Raw genomic sequence first — 16,479 nt, forward strand, 5'->3', positions numbered from 1 at the left:
TTGTTGTTGTTTGATGATACAAATGTAGAGCAGGTCATTAATAGTGTAGTAACCATAAATGGGTTAACCTTATCGATGTAATATTTCTCCCTATGATTACTTAATATATCGGAAATCATGCCCTGCTTTCAATTGAAGTAGAAACTCATAAATCAGATTGATAACGTTTTCGACATCATCTTTGTGAACCATTTCCACTGTTGTATGCATGTACTTAAGTGGTAATGAAATAAGCGCAGATGCCACTCCTTCAGCAGAATATGCAAAAGAATCCGTATCTGTACCTGTTGAACGGGAAACAGCCTGCCGCTGAAAGGGGATCTTTCGCTTCTGGGCAGTTTCAATCACCATTTTCAGCACGTTATTTTGGACAGCTGGTCCGTAACAAACCACCGGACCGCTACCTGCTTTTAGGTTACCACTCTCCTTCTTATTGTACATGGGAGATTGAGTATCGTGGGTTACGTCTGTGCAAATAGCTAAATCCGGCTTCAACCGGCGGGAAATCATCTCGGCCCCGCGCAACCCGATTTCTTCCTGAACGGCATTAACCACGTAAAGGCCAAAGGGCAGCTTCTTTTTGTTTTCATACAGCCTGCGGGTTACTTCGGCTATCATATAGCCGCCCATGCGGTTGTCGAGTGCGCGTCCAACGATCCAATTCTTATTGAGTTCCATCAGTTCATCTTCAAACGTGATTACACAGCCAACATGAACACCGAGGTCTTCAACTTCTTTTTTGCTTGCAGCACCGATGTCTATAAATATATTCTTCAATGAAGGAGCTTCTTCTTTTGCTGCGTCACGCACGTGTATGGCAGGCCATCCAAACACACCTTTTACAATTCCTTTCTCAGTATGAATATTAACACGCTTGGACGGAGCAATCTGATGATCGGAACCACCATTTCTGCGCACATATATATAACCATCATCGGTAATATAATTCACAAACCAGGAGATCTCATCGGCATGGGCTTCAATTACCACTTTATAAGTTGCCTTTGGATTCAAAATACCAACGGCTGTTCCATATACATCAACCATATAGTCATTGATGTAAGGCTTTATATAGTTCAACCATATTTGCTGGCCGGAAGATTCAAACCCGGTAGGTGACGCGTTGTTCAGATATTCGTACAGAAATTGCCTGCTCTTTTTATCCATAATATTTACGTTTAGGTTGTATAGAAGTCTTTATTAGTTACAAGTATAGCCGGTATAGCATGAAGCGGCCCGTAATCAAAAACGTTTAAGTTTTGACAATCAGTCAATGATTCTTCTAGCTCCCCTAAAACGCTTCTGATAATACTCTGCGAAGATATTTGTTTCGACTACTCCCAACGAAGACGATGCATGGATAAATTTGATATTGTCTTTCGATTTTACATCTGTTACCAGGCCAACGTGCGTTACTTTTTTCTTTTTCTTACCGGTAGCGAAAAACACCAGATCACCGGGTTCAATCTCATCCATCTTTACTTCCTTGCCTATTTTACTCTGATCTTCCGAGCTTCGCGGAAGTGATACTTCGATGGCACGAAAAGAATTGATGAGTAATCCGGAGCAATCCATACCTGCACGTGTCGTACCTCCATACTTATACGGAGTACCAATAAACGTTCTGGCAGTGCTTACTACCTTCTCAACGCGTTCGTCCCTAACACTCACTTGTTTGTGTGATGCACAAGACATTAGAAAAAGTGTTGCTACTACTGCAATTGGAAGAAGAAGCTTTTGATTAATTTTGGAATGAAAAAATGGCTCCATAGCTAGTTTAAAAAGTAAACAAATATACTGATTCATGGCATTTGCAGAAGTATCCACCGACATCATTAGCGAATTTGAGGCCATTGTTGGCGAGCAAAACGTAGTTGTTGACCCTGAAAAACGCTATAACTACTCGCATGATGAAACGGAAGACTACTCCTTTTTACCGGATGTAGTGCTAAAGCCAGGTACTGCAGAGGAGATAAGCCGCATTATGAAACTCTGTAATCAGCATGTTATACCCGTTACTCCCCGCGGTGGCGGAACAGGCTTGAGCGGAGGCGCATTGCCTATCAACAAAGGCGTGGTTATTTCCATGGAGCGCTTTAACAAGATCATTGAAATCGATGAACTCAACCTGCAGGCAACCGTTGAGCCGGGCGTGATTACTGAAGTGTTTCAAAATGCCGTAAAAGAAAAAGGACTATTCTATCCGCCTGATCCGGCAAGCCGTGGAACCTGTTTTATCGGAGGCAACGTATCTGAAAACAGCGGTGGTCCGAAGGCAGTAAAATATGGCGTTACCCGCGATTATGTACTTAACCTGGAAGTAGTACTCCCTACCGGTGATATTATATGGACGGGTGCAAATGTGCTGAAAAATTCTACCGGGTATAATCTTACGCAGCTTATGTGCGGCAGCGAAGGCACATTGGGTATAATTACTAAAATCGTGTTCAAACTACGCGGCTTCCCGCAAAAGTCTGTTACATTGCTCATGCCGTTTGTTACCAATGCAGAAGCCTGTAAAGCTATTGCTGAAATATTCAGAGCAGGGGTACAACCTTCGGGTATGGAGTTCTTCGAGCGCGAGGCAGCAATGAAGACGATCGACTATTGTGAGAAGATATATGCTGCTAAAGTTACTACGCAGTTTCCTGAGAATATGGATGCCTACTTGCTCTGCGAGCTCGATGGTAATGATGATGAAGTATTGATGCGCGATGCAGAACGTGTAATGACCGTAGTAGAGCAATTTCAGGTAGGAGAAATTCTGTTTGCCGATACGGCTGCACAAAAAGAAGAGCTCTGGAAGATACGCAAGAATATATCTCCTGCTGTAAATGCATATTCGCTCACCAAATCAGAAGATGTAGTAGTGCCACGCGCTAATCTTCCAAAACTTATTGTAGGTATAAAAGAGATCGGAAAGAAATTCGGGTTCAACTCAGTATGCTACGGTCACCTGGGAGATGGTAACCTTCACGTAAATGTGATGAAAGAACAGATCAGTGATGAAGACTGGAATACCAAAGTAGTAGATGGTATTGGTGAAATATTCAAGCTTACGGTTAGCCTCGGAGGCACACTCTCCGGAGAACACGGCATTGGTATAGCCAAGAAGCCCTATATGCCGATTGCAATGCGAGAAGCAAACCTTGCAGTGATGCGAGGTATAAAAAAAGCATTTGATCCGAACGGTATTCTGAATCCGGGAAAGATATTTTAAAAGAATCATACACGGTCTATCAAAGTCTCGTTTAGTTAACGAGACTTTTTTATTTACCTTTCATGCTATGACTATGAATACGATTATCACCATTCTTGTTATTGCTGCGGTTATTGTAGTTCTATATATACTTTTCAAAATATTCAAACTCATTACCAGGCTTCTGTTAATTGCTATCTTTCTGGTGATCGCTTATTTCACCAATCCAGGCCAGCTTCGCCACCAGCATGCTGTGGATGAAAAAGCAGAAAAGACCGGTATAAAACTTCATGGCAGGAACGTATCCGTACGAGATTTTAAGATATTCTCAATAACTCAAATCTCAGACCATCGCGATAAGAAAACAGTAGGTGCTGGTATGTTTATGAAGGTGTGGATATTCAGAAGCCTGGAGTAAATTTCGTTACAACACTCCGTCTATATAATCAGGGCCCGATAGTTTTTTGTTTTTCGTTAAATTCGATTAAACTAAAAACTGCAATCATGAAATTACGTGCATTTATCATTAGTATCCTCATGCTTTGGTTTGTGGCCTGCCAGCCCAGGAAAGAAACCACACCACCTGCAGCCGATTCCACATCAACTACAGTATCAAAAGACACAGTTGCTCCCGGCTTTTTATCGGAGCAGCAAAAAGCAGAAGGCTGGGTGGCGCTGTTTGACGGAAAGACCACCACGGGATGGCACTTCTTCAAGAACAAAGAAAATAACAGTTGGGAAATAAGTGATGGAACGCTGCACTGTAAACCATTCATTGAAAATGGAACCAATCATCGCTCTGATCTCACAACGGATGGACAATACGAAAACTTTGAATTAATATTCGATTGGAAAATTTCTGTTCAGGGAAACAGCGGTGTTATGTTTCGTGTGAGTGAAGAGTTTGATGAACCGTATGCTTCCGGTCCCGAATATCAAATCATTGATGACGAAGGATACCCGGGCGATTTGAAAGATGTTCAGTTAACAGGCGCCAACTACGATATGCATGTAGCATCCGCGAAGGCTGCCAAGCCTGTGGGAGAATGGAATGAGAGCAAACTTGTTGTGAATGGAAATCACGTTGAGCACTGGCTTAACGGAATAAAAGTTGTAGAGTATGAACTTGGCTCAGCTGACTGGAACAAGCGCAGAAAGGTAAGTAAGTGGAAAGATTTTCCGGGCTATGGTTTAACAAAGAAAGGCTCTATCGACTTGCAGGATCATAGCCATGAGGTGTGGTTTAAAAATATAGCTATAAAGCCTTTATAGGGATAAATACAAAATATAAAAGTCATCGTTACAGCTCTCTTTGGGAGCTGTGTGACGATGACTTTCGTTTTTCTGTCAGCGCAAAAGAATGTTTAAAAAAGAAGCCGGGCATTTCTGCCCGACTTCAACTACAACCAGACGCCCTGAAAGAAAAGGGTATTTTTAGTGTCCGTTCGAAGTAGCGTACTCCGGAACGGTCTTTACTGTCTTAATAATGCGTGCTGCCACTTTATATGGATCAGCGGCAGAGTTTGGTCTTCTGTCTTCCAACCAGCCCTTCCAGCCGTTTTCAACTGTTGCGATAGGGATGCGAATAGAAGCACCACGATCTGACACACCATACGAAAACTTATCGATAGATTGTGTTTCGTGTTTACCGGTGAGGCGCAGGTGGTTATCAGCACCGTATACAGCGATGTGTTCTTTTACTACGGGTGCGAATGACTGACATACTCTATCGTATACTTCTTTTGAGCCAGCTTCTCTCAACAATGAGTTAGAGAAGTTAGCGTGCATACCAGAACCGTTCCAGTCTGTAGCACCGAGCGGCTTGCAATGCCAGTTAATAGCTATGCCATATTTCTCTGCAGTTCTCTCAAGAAGATAGCGTGCTACCCACACCTGGTCGCCTGCTGCTTTAGCACCTTTTGCAAATATTTGAAACTCCCACTGGCCTGTAGCTACTTCTGAATTTATACCTTCTACATTGATGCCTGCATCAATGCAGTAATCGAGATGCTCTTCTACGAGCTCACGGCCAAATGCATTCTTTGCACCTACAGAACAATAGTATGGACCTTGAGGAGCTGGGTATCCGCTTGAAGGGAAACCAAGAGGTTTGTTGGTTTCAGGATTCCACAGGAAGTATTCCTGCTCAAATCCGAACCAGAAATCATTGTCATCATCATCAATCAGTGCACGACCGTTTGAAGGGTGCGGCGTTCCATCCGGGCTTAGTACTTCGTTCATTACCAAGTAAGCGTTCTTACGCGCAGGATCGGGAAATATAGCTACTGGCTTCAGTAAGCAATCTGACGAACCACCCGGAGCTTGTTCGGTAGAGCTTCCGTCAAAACACCATACAGGACAGCTTTCCAATTTGCCATCGAAATTCCTTACGATCTTAGTCTTGCTGCGTAGGCTTTGCGTTGGTACATAACCATCTAGCCAGATGTACTCTAATTTAGTTTTTGACATAGGGCGTTGTTGTTAAAGTTTAACTGTAATTATTAAAGTTTAAAAATTGTGTCTGTTGTTATAGTTGTTTTTAATCCGGGTGATTCAGGGGGAAATCACCCGGATATATACTTTAGAATTTATAGACAGCTGCCATGTTTAAAGTAGCTAACAAATCTTTTGCTTTTCCGTCTTTATCGTTGAAAGAGTTTTCAGATGTTTTGTCAACACGTATCTCAGGTATAAATGTCAGGCCTCCAACTTTATAGTTACCAGATAATGTAAACTCTACTACATCGCCATCCCCGTTACCGTCAAGACCAAAGATCTGAGAAGGGAAATGGAAGTTTGTAGTCTTGAAGTACTCAGCGCGCAAACCAAGCGCAAAAGTTTCTGATAAAGTCAGTTTAGGATACAGTGCTACACCAAAGAATGTGCTGGCGTCAGCATCAATCTTTTCAATTTTACCGGGTGCTGTAAAGTGCTCTCCTGCACCGATTGTTTGAAATGAAGTGTTCAATCCTAATGAAAATGCATCACTCAGATTAACGCTGGCTGTAATATCGCCTTGGAACAAAGTTCCGCGTGAAGTCAAAAAGTCGCCACTACCGTTCTGATAAGGACCTTTTTTATCAAGCGTACCATCCTGATCCCCGTATAAAAAATTCAACCATATACCACCTTTATCACCAGTCTTACCAACTTGCAAACCATATGTATATGTATTCACGGGATTGAATTCAACTATATCTGTAGGGTTCATAACAGCGAGCTTCCCTACAAAACCATTTCCCAGATCAAAGTCAGCACGCAAGCCCGTATGATTGAAAGGCCCCCATGAGAACAAGTATGAAGTTGAGTAATGGAAATTTACAGCAGGTGAGATAACTTCGTATCCAACGAAGGTATTGAACTGTCCTAAGTTCAATGTAACCGCATCTGTTAATTTATAGTAAGCATACATCTGGTTAACGATAGCCTGGCCGCTGGCCGTTCCGAAAACTGCAGCTTTACCTCTTGGGCCAAATACTACATCTCCCACAAAGCCTGCCCTCTCGCCTTGATACGAAGCAACCAAGTTAACCATACCTAGTGCAAATCCTTTCAGGTCGGCAAATGAAGTTGATGTTGAATGTGAATCCCCCATGTAATAGTTTGTCCTCCCGAAGGAGCTATGAAAATACGTGTCAATAGATCCTGATAACGTGAATGTTTTTGTGGAATCAGTTTGACCATAGGTAGTGGTGGCAAACGAAGCTGAAACAAGGATTAAAGAAAGTATAGTATATATCTTTTTTGAATTCATACTTTTGCAATGTGTTTATTGTACATGAAGTCAGAGCAGTCCCTTGGGAGGTCTCTCACACCTCCCGAGGATGCCTTGATAAAATTATTTGAGTTTGTTGAGAACCGCCCCGTCTTCTAAAGACACTCTGTTAGCACGTTGGTATATGCTATATATCTCTAAACAGCGCTACAGCAATTAACAGTTCTCAGGGTAGTGTGGGTAATTTCTAAGAACATTCCCAATATCTTCCAAAGTACATTTTCATAGGTTTAGGTATTTAAGGTTTGGTTAGTCTAAAATTGGTTAATGAGTTTTTAAGAAGGGCCGGTTTCCCGGCCTTCTATTAAATCACTTTTTCTTTCAGTGAGCTGAAGTCCATGGGGTATAGGTTTTCTCCGTGTTGGCTGTAGTCTGAACCAACTTTCTTTTCTTCTGGTGTTACGTTCAATCCGAATATCAGATCGGTAACTTTCAGAAGGATCATTGAACCGATGAATGTATATGCTACTACCACTACTAAAGCTTTGAGGTGAGCGATGAACAATGTGGTTTCGCCAAAGAACAGACCGTTACCAGTTGTGTTAGCGCTGTTCACTGCCGTATGAGCCAACAGAGCGGTCATAATCATACCAACAGCCCCACCTACACCGTGGCATGGGAATACATCCAGCGTATCTTCAAGTGAAGTCTTGGATTTCCATGATACCACAACGTTACTGATTATGGCAGCGAATGTTCCGATGAACAAGCTGGATGGAATGGTTACAAAACCTGCAGCAGGTGTAATGGCAACCAAGCCTACAACCGCTCCTATACAGAAACCAAGCGCAGAAGGCTTTTTACCTCTTACGGCATCAAAAAGAATCCATGCAAGACCTGCAGCCGCAGATGCAGTATTGGTTGTAGCGAATGCCGATGCAGCCAAAGGACCAGCAGCTAATGCGCTACCTGCGTTGAAACCGAACCAACCGAACCAAAGCAAACCAGTACCCAGCAATACGAATGGAATGTTTGCAGGAGATATATGTGATTTCTCTTCGCCTTTATTTCTCAGGTATATAGATGCTGCAAGCGCTGCAAAACCAGCTGACATGTGTACTACGGTTCCACCGGCAAAATCCAATACACCCCATTTGAACAGGAAGCCTTCAGGGTGCCATGTCCAATGTGCGAGCGGTGCATAAATCAATAATGAAAAAAGGACGAGGAACAAAATGTAAGACTTGAAGCGAATGCGTTCTGCAAATGTACCTGTGATCAATGCCGGAGTGATGATGGCAAATTTCAGTTGGAAGAATGCGAACAGAACCAATGGAATGGTTGGTGCTAATGACCAGGGCTTACCATCCAAAACATTCTCGAACATGAAGAAGGAAGAAGGATTACCGATGAAACCCAACCCGCCTACATCCTCACCAAATGCCAGGCTGAATCCAACCAGGATCCACAGCACGCTGATAACTCCCATGGCAATAAAGCTTTGCAACATGGTAGAGATAATGTTCTTGGTATCGATCATACCTCCGTAGAAATAAGCGAGACCCGGAGTCATGAGTAGTACCAGCGCGGTAGCCGCCAGCATCCATGCCGTGTCGCCTGAGTTGATACCTTCAGTAACAATTGTGCTTGGGATAGCTGGCTTGAACACCGCCAGAATGCTCACTGCAATGAGCAAGACAAGAAAAATAACGGACTTTTTCATAGTTGTTTAGTTTTTTAGGTTTAGGTAAGACGTCCAGCGTCATTTAACGGTATAAATTTTTTAACAATAGGGTAAAAATCAAACCACTTTTCAAAAAAAATTACAGAAATCGTTGTAAGTAGGGTCAAATTTTAACCGATAACGATAATAATTATAATATTTCAAAAGATTGAGGTTCTACAGAATGATATAGCGAGAGAAATCATATAGCATTAAAAAAATTCTGGATTGCTTCAGGTTTTTCAATTGAAATACCGATTGACCTAAAATGGCAGGCTTATGAAAAGTAAAGGCCAGATGTTTCCATCTGACCTCACTAAACAACCAGACGCCTGTCCGTTAAACTTGGCGTGAACTGGCAGATTTTTGAATGAATTGAATATTTTACACCAAAAATGGCGGATTGTGTAAATTTTGAATCTATTGGATTAAAAAAGAACCACTTTTTAATAAAAATAGCAGAAATCGTTTTAGCATGGGTTAAATTTTGACAACATATTGGTAAAGATTAATAAATTTTTAAGATTCAGCGTTATTTCTGTCTTTCAAATTACCCCATATTTTTCTTCCACCACCATTGAAATACAATCAGTCCCCAGATTCTGGCATGTACATCACCCGGATTTGAAGAGAAGAGCTGTTGTTTAAGCTTTTCGATTTCAGAGTACGAAAAGAGACCCTGGTCGTGAATAAATTTTTCGGATAGCAGGTCTTCTGTGATTAAAGACTTCATTTCATTTCTAAACCACTTCAACAACGGAACCTCAAAGCCTTTCTTCGGGCGGTTATACAATTTCTCGGGCAACACATCGCGAAAGGCATCCTGCAAGACTCTTTTTCTGAGGCTGCGATTGATTTTGAAATCGCCAGGCAAACTGAAAATGAAATTCACCACTTCATAATCCAGGAAGGGAACACGAACTTCCAATCCATTTGCCATGCTCATCATGTCAACCTTTGTGAGCATATCATTCGGCAGTACAAGCTGCGTGTCGGTCAATAATATATCATTGATCGACTCTTTATCAGGTATCGAACTGAGTATGCTTTTTCTTCTCGGCACAAAATCATTCAGCCACTTACTGGTGCGCAAATCAGGATGAAACATTTTCAGCGCTTCGTCTTTGTCTGCAAAAGATGCCCAGCGCCAATACCGGTCTTTGGCTGATAAGCGCATACCCTCACTGAATCGTGCGAATTGTCTCGCCTTATTGGCTATAGGACTATTCCGCGATTTGGGCAACGCTCGCCAAAGCGGATCAAGTGCACTGACAGCCTCCTCCTTCCACCCTTTTTGAATGATGCGATGAAAAGCCGCATGTTTATTATAGCCAGCCAGCAGCTCATCGGCACCATCACCAGACAGTGCCACCGTTGCATGCTTTCTCGTTTCTTTACTTAATATATATACTGCCAATGCTGAGGAATCTGCGAAAGGCTCATCGAGGTAATCGAGCACGGAATGTACGTGTGTATATAAATCGTGATTTGTAAGCGAAAATACGGTATGCTCTGTATTGAACTGTTTTGCTACCAGGCGTGCATACTCGGTTTCGTCAAAGAATTTTTCATCGCGAAACCCGATTGAGAATGTATGCAGATCAGGTTTATGTTTACTTGCCAGCGCAGTAACAACTGACGAATCGATACCTCCACTTAAAAATGCTCCCAGCGGCACATCGGCTACAAGCCTGCGTTGTACAGATGCTTCTAACAAATCGCGAAGCTTCTTTTGCGCATCCTGATATGTGATCGGATTATTCTCTGCAGCTGAAGCGTCATACGGTATAGTATAGTACGGTTGAATATCTATATGCTGGTGCGACACTTTCATGTAGTGCCCCGGCATCAGCTTCTTGACATCTTGAAAAATGGAGTCTGGTGCAGGTATGTAATTCAGTTGAAGGTATATGTATAGCGAATTGTAGTCGATATTCTTTTCGATACCATACTCTACGATCGACTTCATCTCGGAAGCGAACAAGAACTTATGCTCATCAAAAAGGTAAAGCAAGGGTTTAATGCCGTAGCGATCGCGTGCAAGAAAAAAAGTTTGGTCGGCTTTGTCGTATACACAAAAGGAGAAGAATCCATTGAGCTTGTTAAGGCAATGCTCTTTCTCCTCCATATATAGTCTTAACAATACTTCCGTATCAGAATGCGAAAAGAAAGAATGCCCTTTTTGCTCCAATGTTTGCCTGAGTTCCTGGTAGTTGAATATCTCACCATTAAAAACGATGCAATAGCGTTTGCTTTCATCCCACATCGGCTGATGCGCTACCGATGTTGTATCGATGATGGATAACCGGCGATGCCCAAGCCCCACCCATTCGTCTACATATACATCCTGATAATCGGGCCCGCGCTTTTGCAGCGCCAGGGTAGCATTCATGGTTTGTATCTTGTTAAACTTACCTACCAGGTTGAAAGCAAAAATTCCGGTTATGCCGCACATGATCGCAAACTATAATTTGAGTGGCAAGTTAATGGATTCGGGAATATTCCTCAGGAAACCATATTATGCCGCAGCATTTAAAAACTTTTACATCTGTAAGCTGAGATTAGCTATTTGCAGTTCCTGCAAAGAGAATCAGTTCGTGTTCTACTTTTTCGCGATCGCGCCAGAAGTTACGACTGTGAACCACCCTGTAATGCCAGTTTTTCTGCGCCAGGAGAGCCGGTGTATACGCATGCGCTTCTTTGACGGACTCGCTTTGATAATAACGCGTATCGTCTGTTAGCAGGACACCTACGTATTGATCCTGCTTTTTCACTGTAATGTCGGTGAAAGGCAGTTCGTTCGTTTCAAATGTAAAACCCTGCAAGCGGCTGGCGCTCCAGCGTTGCAGCGACTTCTTCAAATGCCATGTAGCCCGCTCGTTATCACGATTCACAGTTTGAGGCGTAAACCTTCGCTGATCCACTTCGCGTGCAAATGCCAGATACTGTTTCAGTAAACGTGGACCGTCATTTTTTACCTCCTCGGTTTTCAATTGCTCCGGCCAAATACTGCTCACCAGAATAACTCTTTCGCGCGCACGGGTTATGGCAACGTTCAACCGGTTTTCGCCACCTGTTGTGTTCAGGCTACCAAACTGCATCATGATCTTGCCATTCTTATCGGGCGCATAGCCGATGGAGAAAATGATAAAGTCTTTTTCATCACCCTGAACATTCTCGATGTTCTTTACAAATAGTGTTGCCGGCAAAGCTATCTGTGCACGTATAGCTTCTGCTTCCAGCAAATCCAGAATCAGCAATTGCTGCGGTGCATTGAAGGTAACTACACCAATTTCTTTGTTAGGATAATCGCGCAGCAAATTCATTACTGCTGTTACTACCGCTTCCGCCTCTACTATATTGGTTTGCCCTTCCCACATGCCATCTACTTTTTTGTATTCAATGGCCGGTTGATTTTTATTGAGTGTATTTCGATCGGGCAGCAATTGAAGTCTTCCCTCATAGAAATGACGATTCGAGAAATCGATCAACTCCAGTGAGCGGCTCCGGTAATGTCCTTGTAAATGTACTGTTGAAACATAGCGCTCTACCAACTCCAGCACTGAGTCTACTTCGAGATCGGGATTTTCCTGGTCATCTTCCCAGCGCACCTGGTACATTTCATTTGGACGAAGTTGCTTGATATCTCCCGCCACAACCACTTGCTTACCTCGATACATAGATGGTATGCCGCGTTCTGCAAAACACTGTGAAGCTTCATCGAAGATTACAATATCAAACAACTCCATCATGGGAAATATAGCCGATACCGACTCAGGCGAAGCCATCCAGCACGGAACGAGTCGGAATAACTCTTCCTGAAACTCGGTGATTACTTTTCTTACCGGCCAGATCTTTTTCTTCTTCGTTACCTGGTGCAGCAAATCACGATAGGTTACGCGGTTATTCAACCGGTTATATTCTATGCCTTCGTATACATGCTCACGCGCACGTACCAGCAATATCTCTTCGCTCAGCTTTTGCTTCTCGGCAACGGCTTGCTGTAATTCTGCTTCAAGCGAATCCATTTTCATGGATGAAACCGAGCGAAGCACAGGATATTTTGTTTCAATGTGATCAATCCACGCCAGGCGCACACTGTTTTGGAACAGCGACTCCATCGCAGCTGCATCCCATTCTTTCAAGTGATCGTTCAGTTTTACAATCACTTCTTTTTCATAGAACTTCAATCCGCTCTTCAGCTTATCGAAGGCGCAGAGATTGTCGAAGTCACGCTTCAGTACTTTAATGAATTCTGTTTCGAGCGATGGATCAACTACCAGTTGCCGGTATTGATAGGGAGATAAATGATTTAACCACGCTGCCTTCTTTGCCGGTATTTCACGCACAACCTGTATCAACTGATGCATCAGCCCTATAAATTCCTGACGCGCAAGTTGCTGCACATTGACAGCATCGCACACTTCGCGAAGCGAATTGAAAATCAATTTGGCGCGAACTGCAAACTTCTTTCGCCTGAACCACTTTTTCAGATTGTCGGAGCTATAGTCGCCCGGCACTTCCTGCAACCATACTTTCTGCCGCAGGGCGGTGAGATGATGTTCCAGATTCAACCGGCTGTCGATGCGTTGCTCCAATACATTCAGGCCAATCTTGTTATAAGCAAGCCCGTTGGCAACGAGTACGCGCTTCACCAGAAATTTATTCTCAGAAAAAAATTCCCACCGTGCCATGCGAATCAAATTACTTCTTGCATCCACACGTTGTTGCAATGCTTCCTGTACTTTGCCCAGCTGGTCGCTCAGTATAGTAGTTTCAGGTCCGTCTTCCTGAAAGCAGTTTAATACCACACGCTCCATGTTGGCCAGCCACAACAGACTTGTTTCATCATCCGTCTCCAGCATCATGCGCTGAAAATACTGGTAGGTTTGCTCGTCTTTCAGCACACTGATCATGCCCAGTATATCATCTTCACGAAAGAAGAATGATTCGGCATCTTCCAGGTTCAGCGTGGCACCCGTAAGCTGGTATATTTCAGAAGCCACATGCTTTTGATAATGCACCAGATCGCGTATCGTTTTTTCGATCTCCTTTTCATCGGCATGATGAAAGTCTGCAAACGACCTGCGATCACGCCACAAATAATCATCACCCTCAAACCATGCCGCATAGTTGGTATACATTTTCAACGTACGCGTAAATTCGTCAATCTCGGAAAATGAAAAGTAATGATACTCCTGCTTTATATTGATGGAAGGCGCATACGGATCGGATGTCAGGTATAATTCTTTTACCGCCAGGCCACACTCCTGTTCACTGAACAATGCATTTCTAAATTCTTCCAATTCTTCGGTAATGGCATCAATTCTTCGCGCCATCTGAAAGAACCTGCGCTCGGTCTGGATAACATCAACGCTGCGATTTCGCGTTTTGAAAGCATCTATACCTTCAATCTGTCGCGCTATCTTTGCGAAGATCTCTTTACGATCGTTTCTGAAATCGTGAATAAGTCCGAGAAAATCTCCGAGGTCTATTTCTTTCAGGCGGTTATATACTACATCCAGCGCAGCACGCTTCTGGCAAACCAGCAACGCTTTCTTACCCGATGCCATTGCATCGGCCAGCAGGTTACAGATGAGTTGAGATTTACCGGTGCCCGGCGGGCCTTGCACCACAACCGATTTACCCATTTTTACCGCCTTGATAGCACGCTCCTGATGTGCATCCAGCAGAAAGGGAGTAAATATTTTTTCTTCGCTGATGCGCGCTTCTGCTATAGGGGCGGATTTACCTGTAAAAAAATCTTCCAGATCGAGAATAAAATCATTCTCCAGCAGGTATTGATAGTCGGGCACAAGTTGTGAGCCTGCCTGCGGAAAAATTCCCAGCACAGCTTCCGGATAAAGCTTTAGCTCTCCGTTCTTATGCGTCTCGCTAAATTCATCTTTCTTGAAAGGCTGAAAAGGTATCAGTTCATCACGAAAATTATCCGGATTGAAGTTGAGCTCGATCTTGTCTTTAATAAGCTGATATAGCTGCGTGCGGAAGACAGTGCTATCGGTATCAAAATCATCAAACGATATGTCCGACAGTGTTTCGTCTAACTTTACTTTATTGTAAAGCGCATACGCCAGTAAAAACGATTTGTTAAAGGTGATGCCGGCATCTTCACGCGGCTCCAATATCCAATGCTGTCCGGCCTGTACAATAGATACCGGAAAATACAGCAATGGGCAGCGCACAGCCGTTCCATCCGAAAACTTGCCATGTATAAAAGGCCAGCCTACATGCAGATCGTTTGACCCGCGCTCTTCATATATAAAACGATCGATGCGCTGCAGGTTCTTCAGCTTTTTGCTGGCCTCATTGTTTGCCTCCATGCGACTGTCGAGCACCTGACAAAGTTTTTTGTTGCGGCCTGCAATCAAGGCGTTGATGATCTCGAAAGATCGCTCGTTATTCAAAAAGCTAAGCGAATGCACATCCATCAGCTGCTCAGCCGACAGGCGGAGCAACAGAAGCGAGCGGCTGTTCCCGGAAAGGTTGGTCAGTCTGCGCAGGTACGTTTGAAGAATATATTTTGTATTGGCTGACATGGATGACTCCACCATAAGTTAAACATTAAGAACATCAGATATGTAAAAATCTTTTACCAATGCGCAACATTTAACCGTTAGTCAAAATTAAAATATGGCTTGATTTTCTGAATCGTTTTGGCGTCAAGGGTCTGTATCTTTCCAAGATCCTCAACATCTTTAATTTTTCCATGCTGAAATCGATAGGCAACTATCGCTTTGGCGACAAACTTCCTTAGGTACGGATGAGTGGCAAGCTCCTGTTCACTGGCGTTGTTGATGTTGATTTTTTGTGGATTGAAGGTTTGCTCTATAAACGATGCCTTCGCTAACTTCTCTACCACTGTCGAATCCAATGTATATACTTCATACAATTGTTCCATGGTTACAAAACCACCAAGCTTCTCACGATACGCTACAATGCGCAGGGCACGCTTCTCTCCTATACCATAAATCTTTTTCAGCTGTGCCGTGTCGGCCATGTTCAAATCAAATTTTAATAACGCTTTTCCAGGTTCGCGTTCAGGTGTTTTATTTTCTGCAACGTATGGCTGTTTACTAACCGCATCAGGCAATTGTATATAGGAGAAAATTCGCTTATAGAACGATGAATCCATACCATACATTTTCATCAGGTCAGATTTTATTCTAAACCTCCCTCCTTTATCGCGATAATGTATAATTCTGCGGGCAATTTTCTCATGAAAGCCCAGCAGCATGAATTTATCTTCACCAATGATATTGGGATCAAACGGGAAAAGCGAAGTTGCTCGCTTCGCGGGTATAACGGCTGAAGAATTTTCGGTTGGTTCATGTCGCCATTCCGTGATCATGCTATCCAGCTTTTGTTGTTCGGGCGGTACATGTATACCATAGCGAACAGTCCATTGATGATAGAGTGGCTCCGAAAAAATAATGATCGCCATCAGCGGCAATAAAACTATGCATGCATTTACCTGAGAACGGGAGAAACCAAAGAAATTTTTTAACCAACGGTGTATCATATACTATATATTTTAAGCAACGGCAATGATTTTCAAGTATGCATCTTTTTCTGAGATACAACAAGTCACTCTACTTAAAACTCACATGCAAAACACCAGTCGCGATGCTGCTGTACAGTTAATTTTTTCCGGTGAAAACGATCTGATTGATAAGCAATACTTATTGCGGCATTCTGGATGTTGTAAGCATACGCCAATCTGCGGCAGTGAATGTCTCGATAAGGAACCTTCATACAAATTCAAGCATACAAATTCAAGCATTGTGCTCATCTGACAAGCATGTCTAAAATTTTTGTTTGATA

Annotated in this window: 11 protein-coding genes; 3 read left to right on the top strand and 8 right to left on the bottom strand. The window is 43.1% G+C overall.

The annotated features are described in order from the left end of the window. Positions 1–96 precede the first annotated feature (96 nt). Together V7Q33_RS13035 and V7Q33_RS13040 are read right to left on the bottom strand one after the other, a co-directional pair. Positions 97–1,167: a M42 family metallopeptidase gene (locus V7Q33_RS13035; protein WP_333820115.1), complete on the bottom strand. Its 1,071-nt coding sequence runs from the start codon at positions 1,165–1,167 to the stop codon at positions 97–99. 99 nt (positions 1,168–1,266) lie between these two features. Further along, complete coding sequence (locus tag V7Q33_RS13040; protein ID WP_331976693.1) at positions 1,267–1,671, bottom strand: C40 family peptidase; 405 nt, start codon at positions 1,669–1,671, stop codon at positions 1,267–1,269. A gap of 133 nt (positions 1,672–1,804) precedes the next feature. On the opposite strand from V7Q33_RS13040, the gene V7Q33_RS13045 reads away from it, so the two are divergent. The 3 genes from V7Q33_RS13045 to V7Q33_RS13055 all read left to right on the top strand — a co-directional run bounded on the left by V7Q33_RS13045 (position 1,805) and on the right by V7Q33_RS13055 (position 4,471). Beyond that, the gene (locus V7Q33_RS13045) at positions 1,805–3,220 is read left to right on the top strand and encodes an FAD-binding oxidoreductase (RefSeq protein WP_331976691.1); all 1,416 of its coding nucleotides are present in this window, start codon (positions 1,805–1,807) and stop codon (positions 3,218–3,220) included. A gap of 67 nt (positions 3,221–3,287) precedes the next feature. After that, positions 3,288–3,617, top strand: a complete 330-nt coding sequence (locus V7Q33_RS13050) for a hypothetical protein (protein ID WP_331976689.1) — start codon at positions 3,288–3,290, stop codon at positions 3,615–3,617. A gap of 86 nt (positions 3,618–3,703) precedes the next feature. Next, positions 3,704–4,471 carry a 3-keto-disaccharide hydrolase gene (locus V7Q33_RS13055; RefSeq protein WP_333820116.1) on the top strand — a complete coding sequence of 256 codons (768 nt, stop codon included), beginning with the start codon at positions 3,704–3,706 and terminating at the stop codon, positions 4,469–4,471. A 162-nt stretch (positions 4,472–4,633) separates the two neighbouring features. Here V7Q33_RS13055 and V7Q33_RS13060 read toward each other — a convergent pair whose 3' ends face one another. The 6 genes from V7Q33_RS13060 to V7Q33_RS13085 all read right to left on the bottom strand — a co-directional run bounded on the left by V7Q33_RS13060 (position 4,634) and on the right by V7Q33_RS13085 (position 16,177). After that, a complete protein-coding gene (locus V7Q33_RS13060) occupies positions 4,634–5,668 on the bottom strand; it encodes a glutamine synthetase beta-grasp domain-containing protein (RefSeq protein WP_331976685.1) in 1,035 nt (344 codons plus the stop codon). 112 nt (positions 5,669–5,780) lie between these two features. Beyond that, positions 5,781–6,953: an outer membrane beta-barrel protein gene (locus V7Q33_RS13065; RefSeq protein ID WP_333820117.1), complete on the bottom strand. Its 1,173-nt coding sequence runs from the start codon at positions 6,951–6,953 to the stop codon at positions 5,781–5,783. Between the two features lie 325 nt (positions 6,954–7,278). Further along, positions 7,279–8,637, bottom strand: coding sequence for an ammonium transporter (locus V7Q33_RS13070; RefSeq protein WP_331976681.1), 1,359 nt, complete (start codon positions 8,635–8,637; stop codon positions 7,279–7,281). 550 nt (positions 8,638–9,187) lie between these two features. Then, positions 9,188–11,092 (bottom strand): asparagine synthase (glutamine-hydrolyzing), encoded by a 1,905-nt coding sequence (gene asnB / locus V7Q33_RS13075; protein ID WP_333820118.1) that lies wholly within the window; start codon positions 11,090–11,092, stop codon positions 9,188–9,190. Positions 11,093–11,198: 106 nt separating this feature from the next. Then, entirely contained in the window at positions 11,199–15,209 is a 4,011-nt protein-coding gene (locus V7Q33_RS13080; protein WP_333820119.1) for an AAA domain-containing protein, read from the bottom strand. 62 nt (positions 15,210–15,271) lie between these two features. Then, the gene (locus tag V7Q33_RS13085; RefSeq protein WP_333820120.1) at positions 15,272–16,177 is read right to left on the bottom strand and encodes a ComEA family DNA-binding protein; all 906 of its coding nucleotides are present in this window, start codon (positions 16,175–16,177) and stop codon (positions 15,272–15,274) included. Between the last annotated feature and the right edge of the window lie 302 nt (positions 16,178–16,479).

This window comes from Ohtaekwangia sp. (assembly GCF_036786105.1).
Classification (GTDB): domain Bacteria; phylum Bacteroidota; class Bacteroidia; order Cytophagales; family Cyclobacteriaceae; genus Ohtaekwangia.

Coding starts and splice junctions, on each gene's coding strand:
- V7Q33_RS13035 (WP_333820115.1), bottom strand. CDS start 1,167: ATGGATAAAAAGAGCAGGCAATTTCTGTACGAATATCTGAACAACGCG.
- V7Q33_RS13045 (WP_331976691.1), top strand. CDS start 1,805: ATGGCATTTGCAGAAGTATCCACCGACATCATTAGCGAATTTGAGGCC.
- V7Q33_RS13050 (WP_331976689.1), top strand. CDS start 3,288: ATGACTATGAATACGATTATCACCATTCTTGTTATTGCTGCGGTTATT.
- V7Q33_RS13055 (WP_333820116.1), top strand. CDS start 3,704: ATGAAATTACGTGCATTTATCATTAGTATCCTCATGCTTTGGTTTGTG.
- V7Q33_RS13060 (WP_331976685.1), bottom strand. CDS start 5,668: ATGTCAAAAACTAAATTAGAGTACATCTGGCTAGATGGTTATGTACCA.
- V7Q33_RS13065 (WP_333820117.1), bottom strand. CDS start 6,953: ATGAATTCAAAAAAGATATATACTATACTTTCTTTAATCCTTGTTTCA.
- V7Q33_RS13070 (WP_331976681.1), bottom strand. CDS start 8,637: ATGAAAAAGTCCGTTATTTTTCTTGTCTTGCTCATTGCAGTGAGCATT.
- asnB (WP_333820118.1), bottom strand. CDS start 11,092: ATGTGCGGCATAACCGGAATTTTTGCTTTCAACCTGGTAGGTAAGTTT.
- V7Q33_RS13080 (WP_333820119.1), bottom strand. CDS start 15,209: ATGGTGGAGTCATCCATGTCAGCCAATACAAAATATATTCTTCAAACG.
- V7Q33_RS13085 (WP_333820120.1), bottom strand. CDS start 16,177: ATGATACACCGTTGGTTAAAAAATTTCTTTGGTTTCTCCCGTTCTCAG.